The sequence below is a fragment of the Pseudomonas sp. WS 5410 genome, assembly GCF_012985645.1.
Lineage (GTDB): Bacteria > Pseudomonadota > Gammaproteobacteria > Pseudomonadales > Pseudomonadaceae > Aquipseudomonas > Aquipseudomonas shahriarae.
The window spans coordinates 294,224-309,765 of the sequence record NZ_JAAQWS010000003.1 but is presented as its reverse complement, the minus strand read 5'-3'; the positions used below and the strand labels follow the sequence as shown (position 1 = coordinate 309,765).

Genomic DNA, 15,542 nt, shown 5'->3' with positions numbered 1-15,542 from the left:
AAATAAATAACTTTATAGAATATGTAACTGTGCATATTCCGCGATTCCGGAGCCGCTTATGAGTGTGTCGAAGCCCGCTGTACCGTCTTCCCCCTGGCGGCTCAAGCGCCTGCCCCTGGCGCTGTTGCTGGCGGGCAGTGCCAGCTGGTTGCCGAGCCAGGCCGCCGAAACCCCCGCCCCCGCGCACAAGGGCGAGAGCGCCAGCGGGCAACTGGAAACGGTCACCGTGACGGCTCGCCGCCGCACCGAAAGCGCCCAGGAAGTGCCCACGCCCATGAGTGTGATCGGTGGCCAGGCGCTGGAAAGCCAGCGGGTCTACCGGATCCAGGATTTGCAGCAACTGGTGCCCAGCGTCAACGTCGCCTACATGCATGCGCGCCAGTCCAGCGTGTCGATTCGCGGCCTGGGCAACAACCCGGCAAGCGATGGCCTGGAAGGCAGTGTCGGGCTGTATATCGATAACGTGTACCTCGGGCGCCCGGGCATGGCGGTATTCGACCTGATGGACATCGAGCAGCTTGAGGTCTTGCGCGGCCCGCAGGGCACGCTTTTTGGCAAGAACACCACGGCCGGGGTGATCAATATCAGCACCCGCGCGCCGAGCTTCACCCCGGAGCGCAGCATCGAGACCTCGGTGGGCGAAGACGGTTATTTCCAGACCAAGGGTACGATTTCCGGGCCGCTCAACGATGAGCTGGCCGGGCGCTTTTCGGCCTATCGCACCCGCAGCGACGGCGATATCCAGAACCAATACAACGGCCACGACCTCAACGGCGGTTCACGCCAGGGCTTTCGCGGGCAACTGTTGTACAAGCCCAACGAGGCGTTCAACCTGCGCTGGATCGGCGACTACAACGAAGAAGACTCCAGCGCCGGCACCCGCGTGCTGTACAGCACCGGCCCGACCATCAACGGCACCAACCTCTACCAATCGCGGGCCGATGCGGCCGGGGCGACCCTGGTCAACGGCTCCCACCGCAAGGTCAACCTGGACAACGACCAGCGCGTCACAGTGTTCCAGGGTGGCACGTCCCTTGAGGCCAACTGGACACTGCCCAGCGACTTCACCCTGACCTCGGTCAGCGCCTACCGCTGGTGGAATTTCACCCCGCGCAACGACGACGGCCTTAACGTGCCGGCCTCGTATAACGCTGGCGTATCGGTGGAAGATAAACAGTGGTCCCAGGAGTTTCGCCTGGCCTCGCCTACCGGTGGGTTCTTTGATTACGTGGTGGGCGCTTACTACTTTGGCTCCGACCTGGACAACAAATCCTTCGCTTACTACGGGCCCCAGGCCGATATCTGGAACGGCACGCCAGCAGGGGCCTTGAGCAATGTCAGCAGCGTCGGCAACGGGCATATCCGCACCGACAGTTTTGCCCTGTTCGCCCAGGGCACCTGGCACCTTACCGAACGCCTGGATTTCACCGCCGGCCTGCGCGGCACCTATGAAGAAAAAAGTGCCTCGGTCAGCCGCAACGCGCCGCTGGGTGGCGCAACGGTGACGGGCGCGGCAGCCACTGCACGCCGTGGCCGTGCCGGAGCCTACGATTCGGGCGATCTCAACCAATACAGCACCAGCCCTTCTGGCCTGCTCAACCTCAGCTACCGTTTCAGCGATGACTTGCTCGGCTATGCGACCTTGTCCCACGGCGAGAAATCCGGCGGGGTCAACCTGGCAGTGGGCTCTGCCCCGACCGCTGGCGCAGACTCGCTGTTGATCGGCACCGAGCGCGCCAACAACGCCGAGTTGGGCTTTAAGAGCACGCTGTGGGACCGTCGCCTGCAACTCAACGCCAACCTGTTCTGGACCCAGGTCAACGGCTACCAGACCAACGCCTACGACTATGGCAACCGCGTGCAGTACCTGACCAACGCCGGCTCTGTGCGCTCGCGTGGGGTGGAGCTGGAAAGCACCCTGGTGCCGATCCGTGGCCTGACGCTGAACATCAATGGCTCGTTCAACGATGTGCGCTACCTGTCGTACAAAGATGCGCCATGCCCACCGGAAGTCAGCCTGCGCCCTGGTGCACCGGCCTCGTGCGATCTCAGCGGGCACCCGGTGGTGGGCGCCTCGAAGTGGATTGCCAACGCCAACGGCGAATACAAGTGGAACCTGGATAACGGTTTGGAGCCCTACGTCACCGCAAGCTATGCCTACCGCTCCAAGGCGGTGGGTACGGTCGAGGATTCGGATTACGGGCAGATCCCAGGTTATGCGGTGGTCAACCTGTCCACCGGCCTGCGCGGCGATTTCCAGCAGGGTCAGTGGGACGTGTCGCTATGGCTGAAAAACGCCTTCGACAAGACCTATTACACCACCCTGTGGACAGGCGGCAACGGTGGCTATGAAGGGCTGCTGGGCACCCCGCGCACGCTGGGGGTGACCGGGCGCTACGACTTCTAGCCAGGGACGGTGGCGCTGCGGTAGGTGGCCGGGCTGAAGACCCGGGTCACCACCAGCATCGCGATCACCGTCACGGCCAGCACCACCCAGGCGCTGACAAAACTGCCGGTGAGTTCGCGCAGCCAACCGGTCATCCATGGCGACACAGCATTGATCAGAAAACCCACGCCCTGCACGAATGCCGCCAGTTGCCCGGCTTCCCGTGGGTCGCGGCGATGGTCCAGGGTCAACAGCAGGCTCAGGGCAAAGCACGCCCCCAGGCCGAAGCCGATCAGCGCCACCCACAGGTGCGGGTATTGCAGCGGCGCCAGCAGCAGGCCGAGGTAGCCCACGGTCTGGGCCAGCAGGCTGATGGTCAGCAAGGGCCTGCGGTCGATACCGCGTTGCGCCAGCGCCGGCATCAACAGCGCGGCGATCACCTGGAAAATTGTCATGAACGCCAGCAGCGAGCCGCTGGGCAGCACGCCCCAACCCAGTTGCTGGTAGTACGCCGGCAGCCACGCCACCATGCTCATGTACCCGCAATTCACCAGGCCGAAATACAGCGCCAGCAACCAGGCACGGCGATTGCGCAGGCCCTTGAGCGGCGCCGTCGCCTGCAGGTTTTTCGCCGCACCCAACGGCAGCCATGCCCACAGCAGCAACGCGCCGAGCGCCGGCAGCAGCCAGATGCCGAGGCCGGCCTGCCAGTGCTGGAAATGGCTGGCCACCAGCGGGCTGAGCAGCGCCGCCAAGCCACCGCCCCCCATCAACGAGGCCGAATACACCCCCATCGCCAGCGGCACCCGGTGGTGGAACTGGCGCTTGATCATCGCCGGCACCAGCGCCTGGATCAGCGCCACCCCGGCCCCGCCCAGCAAGGCCGTGGCCAGCAGCGCCGGTGCCTGACCCAGCAGCCAGCGCGCCAGGCACGCCAGCAGGATCATCATCAAGCCCAGGGCAATCCCGCGCCGCTCGCCCAACTGCGCTTCGACGCGGATGCCCACCAGCGCCACCAAACCCATGCACACCACCGGCAGGCTGGTGAGCAGGGCACTGCTCTGGAAACTCAAGCCGGTGGCCAGGCGGATTTCCCCGAGCAACGGGCTGATAGAGCTGAGGATCGGCCGCAGGTTGAGGCCCAGCACGACCAGCAGGCCCCAGCCGGCGAGGGATTTATTCAGGGTCATGCAGGGTCTTCCATTGGCGGTAAAGGGCTTGCATGGCCGGCACCGGCAGGTGCTCGACGGGCAGTTGCTGGGCGGTCAATGGCAGGCTCATCTGTTGGTAAATCGCTGCGGTCGACAGGCCAAAAGGTGCCGCCATTTCATTGCTCGCGGCAAACACCACGCGGGACACGCCGCACAGGTACATCGCGCCCAGGCACATCGGGCACGGCTGGCCGCTGGCGTAGATCACACAGCCTTCAAGGCGCGTACCGAGCTGTTGGCTGGCGCGGCGCATGGCGAGCATCTCGGCATGGGCGGTGGGGTCCTGGTCGAGGTGGATCTGGTTGACCGCTTCCACCAGCACTGCACCGTCCTTGACCAGGACGGCGCCAAACGGCCGTCCACCCTGGGCCACGTTGTCCTGCGCCAGGGCCACGGCGCGCTGCAGCCAGGCTTGATCGCTCTGTGAACTCATTGCGCACCTGCTGCTTGCAGGCGTTGGGCGATGGCGACCTGACCACGTTTTTGCGCCTGTTGCAGTGGGCTGACGCCGTCGCGGTCGGGCAGGTTCACGTCGGCGCCGGCAGCGATCAGCATGGCGACGATTTGCTGATGCGGCGGCCCGCCGTCCGAGAGCACGATGGCTTCCATCAGGCCGGTCCAGCCCAGGCGGTTGACGTGGTTGACGTCGACTCCAGCGTCGATCAGCAGGCGCACGGTTTGCACGTGCCCGCGCTCACAGGCAGGAATGAGGGCGGTGCCACCGTAGCGATTGGTGCTCTTGAGATCGGCGCCATGGGCCAGGGTCATGGCCAGGATCTGATCGTGGCCGCTGGCGCCGGCCAGCAGGTAGGGGCTGTCTTGCATCAGGTTCTTGCGGTTCACATCAGCCCCGGCTTCGATCAGGGCGCGGGCGATGTCGATGCGATTGGCCTGGGTGGCCAGCAACAGCGGGGTGCTGCCATCAATGGCGCGGACATCAAGGTCAACGCCCTTGGCCAGCAACTGTTCGACCTGTGCCAACTGCCCGCCGCGCACGGCGTCGAGCAGATCTTTATCGGCCGCCATGGCGCTACTCGCCACCATCAACCCCAGCGCCAGCACGGCGGTTTTGAAAGGAATGGGCCATGCCATGGGAACCTCGCTTCAGTGCAATGAACGCGAAGTATGGCCACCGCCTGGGGTATTCTGAAATTAAATATAACCATGCCAACCAGTGGCAAATGAGATGGTGGTGCCCATGTTCGACCCCGTGCTGTTGCGCAGTTTTGTCGCCGTTGTCGATTGTGCGAATTTCACCCGCGCCGCCGAACGCCTGCACTTGACCCAATCCACGGTCAGCCAGCAATTGCGCCGTCTGGAAGACAGTGTCGGCTGCCGCTTGCTCGACCGCGATCAGCGCCGGGTGGTGGCGACGGTCGAGGGCGAGCGCTTGCTGGCCTATGCACGGCGCATCCTGGCACTCAACGAAGAAGCCGCCGATGTGCTGATCAACCAGCAGAGCGACGGCGTGCTGCGCCTGGGCGTGCCCGAAGACTTCGCCGCCGAGCGCCTGATGCCGTTGCTCTCGGCGTTTGTCGTTGCCTATCCACGGGTGCGCCTGGAGGTCACCAGCGGTCTGGGGCCGGCGCTGCTGCGCCAGTATCGCGGCGGTGAGTTCGATGTGTTGCTGGTCAAGCAGATGGGCGACAGCGACGACTGCCTGGCCTCCTGGCCGGAGCCGCTGTGCTGGGTCGACAGTCGCCACATGCCGGCCCTGGGCCGCGACCCATTGCCCTTGGTGGCGTTCCCGGTGGGCGGTCTGTACCGCAATGAAATGCTCCAGCATCTGGAGGTCGGTGGCTGGCGCTGGCGCATTGGCTATTCCAGCGCGAGCCTGGCCGGTGTGTGTTCGGCGGTGGCGGCGGGGTTGGGCATCAGCCTGCTGCCTGAGCGAGTGGTGCAGGCCGGGCATGTGGTGCTCGGCGCCGACAGTGGTTTGCCCGCGGTGCAGGGCGTGCGGCTGGCGTTGTATGGGCGCAATGGGATGGGGGCGGCGGGGCAGAGCCTGCAGGGGCAATTGTGGGATTTATGCGAGGCCAACCCGCGCTGATCCATGCCTTTGAGGAATGTTTTTCATGCCCGCAAAGCATCATGATTTTGCCTCTCGCCGGCAAGCCCCGTGGGGCGTGGCTTTGGGCCAACCGCTGATTTTTTATATTCCTGTTTGGTCTATGCATAACTTTAAAGATTACTTTAAGAGATAAGCGTCTGCCCCCGATGATTCAGCTCTCGACGGTCGCCCCGCAGGCCCGTCGGTTTTTTCGCTGAAGACAGCAGGGAGTGAATCAATGGGCAATGTCCAGACCGCCGCCAGTGCACATGAGGCGCAGTGGCGCCAGGCACCGAGTGGTGAGTTGGTCGACCTTGGCCGGCCGCATCGCGCGCCCTTGGGGCAGTTGCGTTTGCAGAAAACCCCCAAGGGGATCTTGAGCCGCCGTGAAGGCATTTTATTGGGCCTGTTGGCGCTGGCGCTGCATGGCGCGGTGATCTACTGGGTCAGCCAGAAACCGGTGCCGGTGCTGCCGATTGTGCCGCCGGAAATTCCACCGATGACCATCGAGTTTTCCCAGCCGGCGCCGCCGGTGGTGGAACCGCCGTCGCCTGTACCGCCACCGCCGCCAGTTGTAGAACCACCGCCACCGGTGGTGGATGAGTTGGCGGCCAAGCCGGCACCACCCAAGCCGGTTCCCAAGCCCAAGCCAAAACCTGTGCCCAAGCCGGTGCCCAAAGCCGTCGAACAGCCGCCTGCGCCACCCCAGCCGGCTCCCCCCGCGCCCACGCCAGCTGCGCCTGCGCCGGCACCGGTGACGCCTGCTTCGGCCAACGCTGCATACCTGAAGAACCCGGCGCCCGAGTACCCATCACTGGCCCAGCGCCGTGGCTGGGAAGGCACGGTGTTGTTGCGGGTGCATGTATTGGCCAGCGGCAAGCCCGGTGAAATCCAGGTGCACAAGAGCAGCGGTCGCCAGCAACTCGACGACGCCGCACTCAGCGCCGTGAAGCGCTGGAGCTTCGTGCCCGCCAAGCAGGGCGACGTGGCCCAGGATGGCTGGGTCAGCGTGCCTATCGATTTCAAGATTCATTGAGCCGTTGCTCGACACTCTATCGCTTACACCGAGGACCACATCATGACGTTACTGGCATCTCCACTTGAATCCATCGAAAGCGCGGTGATCTGGCTGCTGGTGGTTTTTTCCGTCGCCACCTGGGGCCTGGCCCTGCTCAAGGGCGTGCAGTTCGGCCGCCTCAAGGCCCAGGATCGCAAGTTCCACAAGCAGTTCTGGGCGGCGTCGAGTCTCGATTCGGCCGCCGAACTGAGCGAAACCCACCCCGGCGCCGCCGCCCGTGTTGCCCAGGCCGGTTATGCCGCGATCCAGGTCGGTGATGCGCCGCACGCCGTTGACTTGAGCCAGGCGATCAACCACCAGGACCGCCTCGAGCGTGCCCTGCGCCAGCAGATCGTGCGTGAGCGGCGCTCCCTGGAAACTGGCCTGGCCGTGGTCGCGAGTATTGGCAGCACCTCGCCCTTTATCGGGCTGTTCGGCACCGTGTGGGGGATCATGGAAGCGTTGAAAGGGATCAGCGCCGCGGGCTCCGCCAGCCTCGAAACCGTGGCCGGGCCCATCGGTGCGGCGCTGGTCGCGACCGGTGTGGGGATCGCCGTCGCCGTACCGGCGGTACTGGTCTACAACTATTTCCTGCGTCGCCTGAAGCTGACGGCTGCCGACCTGGATGACTTCGCCCATGACTTCTACAGCCTGGCGCAGAAAAATTCGTTCCGCGTGCTGGTCCACCCGGCGCTGCACAAAAACGCCGCCCAGGGCAGCGCGCAAAAAGTGAAGGAGGCGTCCTGATATGGCCTTCTCCACCCAAGACAGCGACGAGGTACTGAGTGAGATCAACGTCACGCCCCTGGTGGACGTGATGCTGGTCCTGCTGGTGGTGTTTATCGTCACCGCCCCGCTGTTGACCAATGCGATCCCGATCAACCTGCCCAAGACCGAGGCCGTGGCCCCGGTGGAGCAGAAAGACCCGCTGGTGGTGAGCATCGACGGCGCCGGCAAAGTGTTTATCAACAAGGACGAAATCCAGCCGGACCTGCTGGAATTCAACCTGCAGGCCGCCAAGGTGAAGGACCCAGAGGTGCGGGTACAACTGCAGGCTGACGATGGTGTGAACTATGGCGAAGTGGCTCGGGCCATGGCGTCGATTGAGCGAGCGGGAATTACCAAGCTGTCGGTGATTACTGCGCGTTAGTGTCAACAGCCTCGACAATTTTTTGGCCGTCTCCTTGGCAGGGTGCGGCCTTTTTTTTGCCTGTGATTTAAGCCTCGGCAAAAAATCGTTGGGGTGGGCTCATGTGGTAGCGGGCTTGCCCTAATGCCAGTCAGTTAAGCGCTGATCCCTGTGGGAGCGGGCTTGCTCGCGAAAGCAGTGGGTCAGTCAACATCAATGTTTGCTGGGCCGACGTCTTCGCGAGCAAGCACGCTCCCACATTTGAATGATTCGACTGTGTTTTTGGTTATTAATAAATAGCTTCTTATTCCTTAACGAATATATGCCCCGTCCCTATACTGGTCAGCAACGTTAAACGCTGCAGGAGGGCACACCCATGCACAGCGAGTTGATCCGTTACCTGATCGTGCCGGGCTGGCAAGGATCGCCAGAAGATCATTGGCAAACCCATTGGCAGAACAGCCTGCCCAACAGCGCCCGGGTGGAGCAGGCCGACTGGTTGACCCCGCGCCGTGAAGACTGGGTGGCGGCCCTGGCCGAAGCCATTGCGGCCGACAGTACCCCGGTGATTCTTATCGCCCACAGCCTGGGTTGCATCACCGTGGCGCACTGGGCGGCCAGCGCGCCGTTGCAGTTCCTGCGCCAGGTGCGTGGGGCCTTGCTGGTGGCCCCGGCAGATGTCGAGCGTCCGGCGTGTGCGCCGGCGTTGCGCAACTTTGCACCGATTCCCCGTGACCTGCTGCCGTTTCCCAGCCAGGTCGTCAGCTCCGACAACGACAGTGCGGTCAGCGCCCCTCGGGCCCTGGAGCTGGCGCGTAACTGGGGGGCTGAAGCCGGGATTCTCGCAGGCGCCGGGCATATCAACGTGAAGTCCGGCCACCAGCGCTGGGAGCAGGGTTTCGCCTACCTCTATCGCCTGCAAAACCGTCTGGAGCATCACTCCCGACGCCGCGCCTAATACCTTTTCAACGCCCCGTCCCTTGAATGGAAACGGGGCGGGAGCCTGCCATGAGCCTGCATGAAACCTTCGGCCAGCCGTTGCTGACCTTCCCCGACGCCGAAAAAAGCCCCTTGAGCATCCGCGCCAAGGCGCTGGTATTTGTCGACCCCCGTTCCCGGCAACTGCGCGAAGACCTCGAAAGCCTGGCCCCGCGTGCCTTGCCCGTACTGATTCGCGGCGAAACCGGCAGCGGTAAAGAGCTGCTGGCGCGCCATGTCCATCGCGGCAGTGACCGCAGCGGCTTGTTTGTGTCGGTCAACTGCGGTGCGATCAGCCCGACTTATGCCGATGCCGAACTGTTCGGCTATGCCGCCGGCAGCCACAGCGGCGCGGCCAGCAGCCGGGCCGGTTGGTTCGGCTCGGCCAACGGCGGCACCTTGTACCTCGATGAGATCGGCGACTTGCCGCTGCCGATCCAGATCAAGCTGCTCGCCGCCCTGGAAAACCACGAAGTCACCCGCGTAGGGGCGCATCAACCGAGCCCGGTGGATGTGCGCCTGGTCGCCGCCACCAGCATCGACCTGGCCCAGGCCGTGGCCGTCGGCAAGTTCCACGAGCGCCTATTCCATTACCTCAGCGAAGGCCAACTGGAGCTGCCGGCGCTGCGCGAGCGCGTAGGCGACATCCTGTCCCTGGCCGAGTACTTCCTGGGCATCTACAGCCAGCGCCTGGACTTGCCGGTGCCGCTGATCAGTGAGGACGCGCAGCGGCTGCTGGAGCAACACAGCTGGCCGGGCAATACGCGGGAGCTGGAGAACGTGATCCACTTTGCGCTGCTGGTCAGCAGTGGCGATGAGATCCTGCCGGAGCATCTGAACCTGCCGGTGGCGTCGGTGGCGCAGATTGAGCAGCAGGTGCGACAGATCCTGAGCAGCGGCAGCGAAGTCGAGCGCGCAGCGTTGACGCGTCTGTTTCGGGGCTTGGGCTCTGTATGAACAAAATGGAATATCAACGTGAATAAAAGGTATTGTTCGGGAATAAAAAATATCGGTATTGTCCATTCCACGCCGCGATAGCACATCGATGGCACCCCCATAAGAAGTGGCCGTCACCGACGTCCCGGATTTTCGATTAAGGACACTGCATGAAAAAGGTTCTGTTGTTCACCGCCCTGGCGGCTGCCCTGACTGCCGGTATCGCTCAAGCCAACGAAAAACTGGTGATCGCGGCCACGCCGGTGCCGCACGCCGAGATCCTTGAGCTGATCAAGCCGACCCTGGCCGAAGAAGGCGTGGACCTGGAAATCAAGGTCTTCACCGACTACGTGCAACCGAACGTGCAAGTGGCCGAGAAGCGCCTGGACGCCAACTACTTCCAGACCCTGCCGTACCTGGAAAACTTCAACAAGGGTAAAGGCACCAACCTGGTCACCGTGATTGGCGTGCACGTAGAACCGTTTGGCGGCTACTCGAAGAAAGTCACCAAGCTTGAAGACCTGAAAGACGGCGCCACCGTGGCCATTCCCAACGAAGGCTCCAACAGCGGTCGCGCCCTGTTGCTGCTGCAAAAGGCCGGCCTGATTACCCTCAAGGACCCGAAAAACGCCCTGTCCACGCCAAAGGATATCGCCAGCAACCCGAAGAACCTGAAGTTCAAGGAGCTGGAATCGGCCCTGCTGCCGCGCGTCCTGGACCAGGTCGACCTGGACATGATCAACACCAACTACGCCCTGGAAGCCGGCCTGAACCCAGCCAAGGATGCGCTGATCATTGAAGGCGCCGACTCGCCGTACGTGAACTATCTGGTGGCTCGTCCAGACAACAAGGACAGCGCCGCGATCCAGAAACTGTCCAAGGCCCTGACCAGCCCTGAAGTCAAAGCCTTCATCGAGAAGAAATACAGCGGCGCGGTCTTGCCAGCGTTCTGATTTGCCAAACCCCCTTCAAGAAATGTGGGAGCTGAGCTTGTGTGGGAGCTGGCTTGCCTGCGATAGCATCACCTCGGTAATACTGATAAACCGAGGTGTCTGCATCGCAGGCAAGCCAGCTCCCACACAAGCCTGCTCCCACGTTGGGTTGGTGTTATGCCTGTTAATCCCGGCGGTTGATCGCCCGCCGCAGCGCCACCAGCCACTTCACCAAGTCCTGCGGATCAATCGGTTTCGCCTCGTTCATCTGTCATTCCCTCGCTGGTTAACTGGCCCTCAGTCTGGCCATGCGCTGTCCTTCCTTGTGGTTCAGCGCTGAAAAAAGACCCTTCCTACATCCCCCAGAACAATAGCTGTCACCTGCCATCCCGGCGAATCCGCAGGTTAGCTTTTTGGGTGATATCAATATGCTATTTCGGTATTTAAATTTTGGTTTTTATACCTTTAAAGTCAGCGTCTGCCGACGTTACCGCGTCGAACCGGACTGCGTTTACGCCGCATTACCCCTGCGGCGCCCAGGACTTGAAATGACCTTAGACTACGCGTTTATCCTCAGCACCCTGCCGGCGTTTCTCAAGGCCGTGGGGGTAACCCTGCAAGTGGGCTTGATCGCCATCGGCACCTCGCTGCTGGTGGCGCTGATCAACGCGGCCCTGCTGGTGTTTCGCACGCCCTACCTGTCGCGCCTGGTGGCGCTGTATGTGGAACTGGCGCGTAATACGCCGCTGCTGATCCAGCTGTTCTTCGTGTACTTCGCCTTGCCGGCCCTGGGCTTGAATATCTCCGGGTTCTGGGCGGCGATCATCACCATGACCTTTTTGGGCGGCGCCTACCTCACCGAAGTGCTGCGCGCCGGTGTGGAAGCCGTGCCGCTGGCGCAGATCGAGTCGGGCAAGTCCATCGGCCTGTCCGACTGGCAGTTGCTGCGCCATGTGATCCTGCCCCAGGCCGGGATCCTCAGCCTGCCGGCGCTGTTCGCCAATTTCATTTTTTTGCTCAAGGAAACCACGGTGGTTTCGGCAGTGGCGGTGCCAGAGATTCTCTACACCACCAAAAGCTACATCGCCCTCTACTACAAGACTTACGAAATGCTCGCCGTGCTCACGCTGATTTGCGTGCTGCTGTTTTTGCCGCTGTCGCTGCTGCTCAGCCGTCTGGAAAGGAGGCTCCAGCATGGCCAGTTCGGGTCTTGAGTTGTTGTGGGTGTCGTTGCCGCAACTGGGTAAGGGCGCTGCGCAAACCCTGTCGATTTCATTTTTGAGCATCGCCTTCAGCACGATTGGCGGGGTGCTGTATGGGGTGCTGCGCACCTTGAATGTGCGCGCGATCAACCTGTTGCTGCGCATCTACCTGGAGTTGTTCCGCGCAATTCCCGTGCTGGTGTGGCTGTATCTGCTGTTTTTTGGCCTGCCGATTTTCACCGGCCTGAGCATCCCCAGTTTCTGGTGCGCGGTGCTGGTGTTGTCGCTGTGGGGCGCCAGTGAAGTGGGCGAAGTGGTGCGCGGGGCCTTGCATTCGCTGCCGCGCGGGCAGCGGGAGGCGGGGCTGTCGATTGGCTTGTCGGCGCCGCAGCTCTACGGCTACGTGCTGCTGCCCCAGGCGCTCAAGCGCATGACGCCGCCGACCATCAACGTCTACACGCGGATCATCAAGACCAGCTCCCTGGCGGTGCTGATCGGCGTGGTGGACGTGATCAAGGTCGGCCAGCAAATCATCGAGCGCACCTATGAGTCGGTATTGATCTACGGCGCGCTGTTCCTGTTTTTCTTCTTTATCTGCTACCCGTTGTCGGCCGCCTCCAAGGTGCTGGAACGGCGCTGGGCCCAAGCATGAGCGCATTGATCGAGTTCCAGGGTTTCAATAAATTCTTCGGCGAACAGCAGGTGCTCAATGGCATCGACCTGAGGGTGCAAAGCGGCGAAGTGCTGGTGATCCTCGGCCCCAGCGGCTGCGGCAAAAGCACCTTGCTGCGCTGCCTCAATGGCCTGGAAGTGGCCCACAGCGGCAGCCTGCGCTTTGCCGGCAAACAGCTGCTGGATAAACACACCGACTGGTGCCAGGTGCGCCAGGACGTGGGTATGGTGTTCCAGAGTTACCACCTGTTCCCCCATATGAGCGTGCTCGACAACATCCTGCTGGGCCCGCTGAAAGTACAAAAGCGCGAGCCCCGCGAAGCCCGCGAGCAGGCGCAAAAACTGCTGGAGCGGGTGGGGCTCGCCGACAAGCGCGATGCCTTCCCGCGCCAGCTCTCGGGCGGCCAGCAGCAACGCATCGCCATCGTCCGTTCGCTGTGCATGAACCCCCAGGTCATGCTGTTTGATGAAGTCACCGCCGCCCTCGACCCGGAAATGGTCAAGGAGGTGCTGGAAGTGATCCAGGGCCTGGCCCGCGATGGCATGACCCTGCTGATCGTCACCCACGAAATGGCTTTCGCCCGCGCCGTCGCCGACCGCGTGGTGTTTATGGAGGCCGGCCGCATCCTCGAACACAACACCCCCGAGGCCTTCTTTACGAACCCGCAGACCGCACGCGCGCAGCAGTTCCTCGAGAAATTCTCGTTTGTTTCAACACTGCCCAAGAAAATCAAGGAACTGGAGCTGTCATGAAAACTGCCAAGTTGTTACTGCCGCTGCTCGGCCTGGCCTTACTGGCCGGCTGCAACAAAACTGAAGAACCGGCCAAACCCGCCGCTGCCGCGCCGGCGGCGGCGGTGAGTTATATCGACAAGATCAAGGCTCGCGACAAGCTGATTGTCGGCGTGTTTACCGACAAGCCGCCGTTCGGCTTTGTCGATGAAGCCGGACGCTACGTCGGCTTCGATACCGATATCGGCCGCCGGTTTGCCAAGGACCTGCTGGGCGACGAGAACAAGGTCGAGTTCGTGGCCGTGGAACCGGCCAGCCGCATCCCGTTCCTGCAGAGCGACAAGGTCGACCTGATCCTCGCCAACATGACCGTGACCCCGGAGCGCAAGGAAGCGGTGGAGTTCACCAACCCCAACCTGAAAGTCGCGGTCCAGGCCCTGGTGCCTAACGACAGCGTGGTCAAAAGCCTCGACGACCTGGCGACCCGCACCACCATCGTCACCACCGGCACCACTGCCGATATCTGGCTGACCAAGAACCACCCGGACTGGAAACTGCTCAAGTTCGAGAAAAACACCGAGTCGCTACAAGCCCTCTCGGCTGGGCGTGGCGATGCCTATGCCCAGGACAACCTGGTGCTGTTCAGCTGGGCCAAACAGAACCCGGGCTACCGCGTGCTCGAACAGAAACTGGGTGATGAAGCACCGATTGCGCCGGCAGTGAAGAAGGGCAATATCGAACTGCGCGACTGGGTGAATGCCGAATTGGCGAAGTTGGGCGAAGAGAAGTTCTTGCTCAAGCTGTATGACCAGTACGTGCGCAAAGAACTGAGCGATGAGACCAAGCCTGAGAGTGTGATTGTTGAAGGGGGTAAGTGGCAGGGTTGATCCCCGGCCTCTGTGTTGTTTGATCTACTGCCATCGCGAGCAAGCCCGCTCCCACATTTGCATGTATTCACTAATCAAATGTGGGAGCGGGCTTGCTCGCGATGGCGGCAGTACAGACGCCGCTTACTGAGGCCAATGCCAGGCCGGCTCATCCAACACCCGCTGCCCCACAATCTGCGTCTGCCCCAGCACCTTCTCCAGCACAATCGAATTGCATCCCTCATCCTGCTGCAACGCCGCAATCAAGCGGCTGGCATGGGACACCACCCACACCTGGCAGTGCTTTGATGCCTGGATAATCAGGCGCGCCAAGGCCGGCAACAGGTCCGGGTGCAGGCTGGTTTCCGGTTCGTTGAGTACCATCATCGTCGGCGGGCGTGGCGTCAGCAGGGCGGCGATCAGCAGCAGGTAACGCAAGGTGCCGTCCGACAACTCTGCCGCCGACAGTGGCCGCAGCAAGCCCTCCTGATAAAACTCAATGGCGAAACGTCCGCCCTGCAACGGCTCGATATGCAGGCGTGCGCCGGGGAACGCATCACTCACCGCCTGCTGTAATGCCTCGGGATTGCCGATTTCGCGGATGGTCTGCAACGCGGCCGCGAGGTCGCGGCCATCGTGATGCAGCACCGGCGTGCGCGTACCCAGTTGCGGCTGGCGCACAGGTGCATCGGCGTCGCTGCGAAAGTGATCGTAGAAGCGCCAGCCACGAATGCTTTCGCGCAGCATCAGCACTTCCGGCGAGCCGCGCAGGCTGCCGACCTGGTCGAACAGGCTGTGGTAGTTCGGCGTGTGTTGGGCCAGCACATCCCAGGCCTGCCCGTCTCGGGCGCGCACCATCGCCCCGGAGCGCTGCACCAGCAGGCTGGCCGGGCGATAGACGTGACCGGCCCAGATGCATTCCTTCTTGATCTCGGGATCGAGGGAAAAATACGACGAGCTGGGTACTGGCAAGCCCAGGGAAATCGCGTAGCTGAAATCCTCCCCGGCAAAGCCCAGGCGCAAGCGCTTGGCGCCTTGGGCCACGCTGCCTTGTACCGGGATTTCGCCATTGAGCATGCGCCGGCTGACGTTTTCGGGGCCGGCCCAGAACGTCGAATCCAGGCCCCCTTCACGGGCCAGCGCATTGATCACGCCGCCCTGGGCGGTTTCTGCCAGCAGGCGCAAGGCGCGGTACAGGTTGGACTTGCCGCTGCCATTGGGGCCGGTGATCAGGTTCAGCCGATCCAGCGGTACCACCAATTTATTGATCGAGCGGTAATTGGCTACCGCTAAGGTCTTGAGCATTGAGGGCGTTCCGCGCCGGCATGGACCAACATCTTATCGTGTAGAACCGCATCATCGCAGGCCTGTAAATCACTCAGATGAAGGTG

The 15,542-nt window shown here is 62.5% G+C and carries 16 protein-coding genes; 12 read left to right on the top strand and 4 right to left on the bottom strand.

Translation table 11 applies throughout. From position 1 onward, the window contains the following. Positions 1-58 precede the first annotated feature (58 nt). On the top strand, positions 59-2,407 hold the full coding sequence (locus HBO24_RS07200; protein WP_170059487.1) for a TonB-dependent receptor: 2,349 nt from the start codon (positions 59-61) through the stop codon (positions 2,405-2,407). Here HBO24_RS07200 and HBO24_RS07195 read toward each other — a convergent pair. Genes HBO24_RS07195 through HBO24_RS07185 form a run of 3 tightly spaced genes read right to left on the bottom strand, consistent with a single transcriptional unit; the run spans position 2,404 to position 4,641 of the window. After that, positions 2,404-3,576: a CynX/NimT family MFS transporter gene (locus tag HBO24_RS07195; protein WP_115127135.1), complete on the bottom strand. Its 1,173-nt coding sequence runs from the start codon at positions 3,574-3,576 to the stop codon at positions 2,404-2,406. The genes HBO24_RS07200 and HBO24_RS07195 overlap by 4 nt on opposite strands. Next, positions 3,563-4,030 (bottom strand): nucleoside deaminase, encoded by a 468-nt coding sequence (locus tag HBO24_RS07190; RefSeq protein WP_057437009.1) that lies wholly within the window; start codon positions 4,028-4,030, stop codon positions 3,563-3,565. Before HBO24_RS07190 ends, HBO24_RS07195 begins: the two co-directional genes overlap by 14 nt. Next, positions 4,027-4,641, bottom strand: coding sequence for an ankyrin repeat domain-containing protein (locus tag HBO24_RS07185; protein WP_225923862.1), 615 nt, complete (start codon positions 4,639-4,641; stop codon positions 4,027-4,029). Before HBO24_RS07185 ends, HBO24_RS07190 begins: the two co-directional genes overlap by 4 nt. A gap of 154 nt (positions 4,642-4,795) precedes the next feature. On the opposite strand from HBO24_RS07185, the gene HBO24_RS07180 reads away from it, so the two are divergent. The 11 genes from HBO24_RS07180 (at position 4,796) to HBO24_RS07130 (ending at position 14,172) form a co-directional block, all read left to right on the top strand. Then, positions 4,796-5,647 carry a LysR substrate-binding domain-containing protein gene (locus HBO24_RS07180; RefSeq protein WP_115129341.1) on the top strand — a complete coding sequence of 284 codons (852 nt, stop codon included), beginning with the start codon at positions 4,796-4,798 and terminating at the stop codon, positions 5,645-5,647. Positions 5,648-5,885: 238 nt separating this feature from the next. Next, positions 5,886-6,683: an energy transducer TonB gene (locus HBO24_RS07175; RefSeq protein WP_170059486.1), complete on the top strand. Its 798-nt coding sequence runs from the start codon at positions 5,886-5,888 to the stop codon at positions 6,681-6,683. A 42-nt stretch (positions 6,684-6,725) separates the two neighbouring features. Beyond that, positions 6,726-7,451 (top strand): MotA/TolQ/ExbB proton channel family protein, encoded by a 726-nt coding sequence (locus tag HBO24_RS07170; RefSeq protein WP_170059485.1) that lies wholly within the window; start codon positions 6,726-6,728, stop codon positions 7,449-7,451. Between the two features lies 1 nt (position 7,452). Further along, entirely contained in the window at positions 7,453-7,854 is a 402-nt protein-coding gene (locus tag HBO24_RS07165) for a biopolymer transporter ExbD (RefSeq protein WP_170059484.1), read from the top strand. Positions 7,855-8,209: 355 nt separating this feature from the next. Beyond that, complete coding sequence (locus tag HBO24_RS07160; protein ID WP_032856553.1) at positions 8,210-8,791, top strand: alpha/beta hydrolase; 582 nt, start codon at positions 8,210-8,212, stop codon at positions 8,789-8,791. A gap of 50 nt (positions 8,792-8,841) precedes the next feature. Continuing rightward, positions 8,842-9,768 carry a sigma 54-interacting transcriptional regulator gene (locus HBO24_RS07155; RefSeq protein WP_057957978.1) on the top strand — a complete coding sequence of 309 codons (927 nt, stop codon included), beginning with the start codon at positions 8,842-8,844 and terminating at the stop codon, positions 9,766-9,768. A gap of 149 nt (positions 9,769-9,917) precedes the next feature. Next, the gene (locus HBO24_RS07150; RefSeq protein WP_170059483.1) at positions 9,918-10,700 is read left to right on the top strand and encodes a MetQ/NlpA family ABC transporter substrate-binding protein; all 783 of its coding nucleotides are present in this window, start codon (positions 9,918-9,920) and stop codon (positions 10,698-10,700) included. A 527-nt stretch (positions 10,701-11,227) separates the two neighbouring features. Further along, complete coding sequence (locus HBO24_RS07145) at positions 11,228-11,893, top strand: amino acid ABC transporter permease (RefSeq protein ID WP_057437020.1); 666 nt, start codon at positions 11,228-11,230, stop codon at positions 11,891-11,893. Continuing rightward, a complete protein-coding gene (locus tag HBO24_RS07140) occupies positions 11,874-12,533 on the top strand; it encodes an amino acid ABC transporter permease (protein ID WP_057437022.1) in 660 nt (219 codons plus the stop codon). Before HBO24_RS07145 ends, HBO24_RS07140 begins: the two co-directional genes overlap by 20 nt. After that, on the top strand, positions 12,530-13,306 hold the full coding sequence (locus HBO24_RS07135; protein WP_120731214.1) for an amino acid ABC transporter ATP-binding protein: 777 nt from the start codon (positions 12,530-12,532) through the stop codon (positions 13,304-13,306). The genes HBO24_RS07140 and HBO24_RS07135 overlap by 4 nt, the downstream gene beginning before the upstream one ends. Continuing rightward, complete coding sequence (locus HBO24_RS07130; RefSeq protein WP_170059482.1) at positions 13,303-14,172, top strand: transporter substrate-binding domain-containing protein; 870 nt, start codon at positions 13,303-13,305, stop codon at positions 14,170-14,172. Before HBO24_RS07135 ends, HBO24_RS07130 begins: the two co-directional genes overlap by 4 nt. Positions 14,173-14,295: 123 nt before the next feature. On the opposite strand, the gene HBO24_RS07125 is transcribed toward HBO24_RS07130, so the two are convergent. After that, positions 14,296-15,456 (bottom strand): AAA family ATPase, encoded by a 1,161-nt coding sequence (locus tag HBO24_RS07125; RefSeq protein WP_170059481.1) that lies wholly within the window; start codon positions 15,454-15,456, stop codon positions 14,296-14,298. Positions 15,457-15,542 lie beyond the last annotated feature (86 nt).

Bases quoted from the DNA above. Each gene is read 5' to 3' on its own strand.
- HBO24_RS07200 (WP_170059487.1), top strand. From the start codon at position 59: ATGAGTGTGTCGAAGCCCGCTGTACCGTCTTCCCCCTGGCGGCTCAAG.
- HBO24_RS07195 (WP_115127135.1), bottom strand. From the start codon at position 3,576: ATGACCCTGAATAAATCCCTCGCCGGCTGGGGCCTGCTGGTCGTGCTG.
- HBO24_RS07190 (WP_057437009.1), bottom strand. From the start codon at position 4,030: ATGAGTTCACAGAGCGATCAAGCCTGGCTGCAGCGCGCCGTGGCCCTG.
- HBO24_RS07185 (WP_225923862.1), bottom strand. From the start codon at position 4,641: ATGGTGGCGAGTAGCGCCATGGCGGCCGATAAAGATCTGCTCGACGCC.
- HBO24_RS07180 (WP_115129341.1), top strand. From the start codon at position 4,796: ATGTTCGACCCCGTGCTGTTGCGCAGTTTTGTCGCCGTTGTCGATTGT.
- HBO24_RS07175 (WP_170059486.1), top strand. From the start codon at position 5,886: ATGGGCAATGTCCAGACCGCCGCCAGTGCACATGAGGCGCAGTGGCGC.
- HBO24_RS07170 (WP_170059485.1), top strand. From the start codon at position 6,726: ATGACGTTACTGGCATCTCCACTTGAATCCATCGAAAGCGCGGTGATC.
- HBO24_RS07165 (WP_170059484.1), top strand. From the start codon at position 7,453: ATGGCCTTCTCCACCCAAGACAGCGACGAGGTACTGAGTGAGATCAAC.
- HBO24_RS07160 (WP_032856553.1), top strand. From the start codon at position 8,210: ATGCACAGCGAGTTGATCCGTTACCTGATCGTGCCGGGCTGGCAAGGA.
- HBO24_RS07155 (WP_057957978.1), top strand. From the start codon at position 8,842: ATGAGCCTGCATGAAACCTTCGGCCAGCCGTTGCTGACCTTCCCCGAC.
- HBO24_RS07150 (WP_170059483.1), top strand. From the start codon at position 9,918: ATGAAAAAGGTTCTGTTGTTCACCGCCCTGGCGGCTGCCCTGACTGCC.
- HBO24_RS07145 (WP_057437020.1), top strand. From the start codon at position 11,228: ATGACCTTAGACTACGCGTTTATCCTCAGCACCCTGCCGGCGTTTCTC.
- HBO24_RS07140 (WP_057437022.1), top strand. From the start codon at position 11,874: ATGGCCAGTTCGGGTCTTGAGTTGTTGTGGGTGTCGTTGCCGCAACTG.
- HBO24_RS07135 (WP_120731214.1), top strand. From the start codon at position 12,530: ATGAGCGCATTGATCGAGTTCCAGGGTTTCAATAAATTCTTCGGCGAA.
- HBO24_RS07130 (WP_170059482.1), top strand. From the start codon at position 13,303: ATGAAAACTGCCAAGTTGTTACTGCCGCTGCTCGGCCTGGCCTTACTG.
- HBO24_RS07125 (WP_170059481.1), bottom strand. From the start codon at position 15,456: ATGCTCAAGACCTTAGCGGTAGCCAATTACCGCTCGATCAATAAATTG.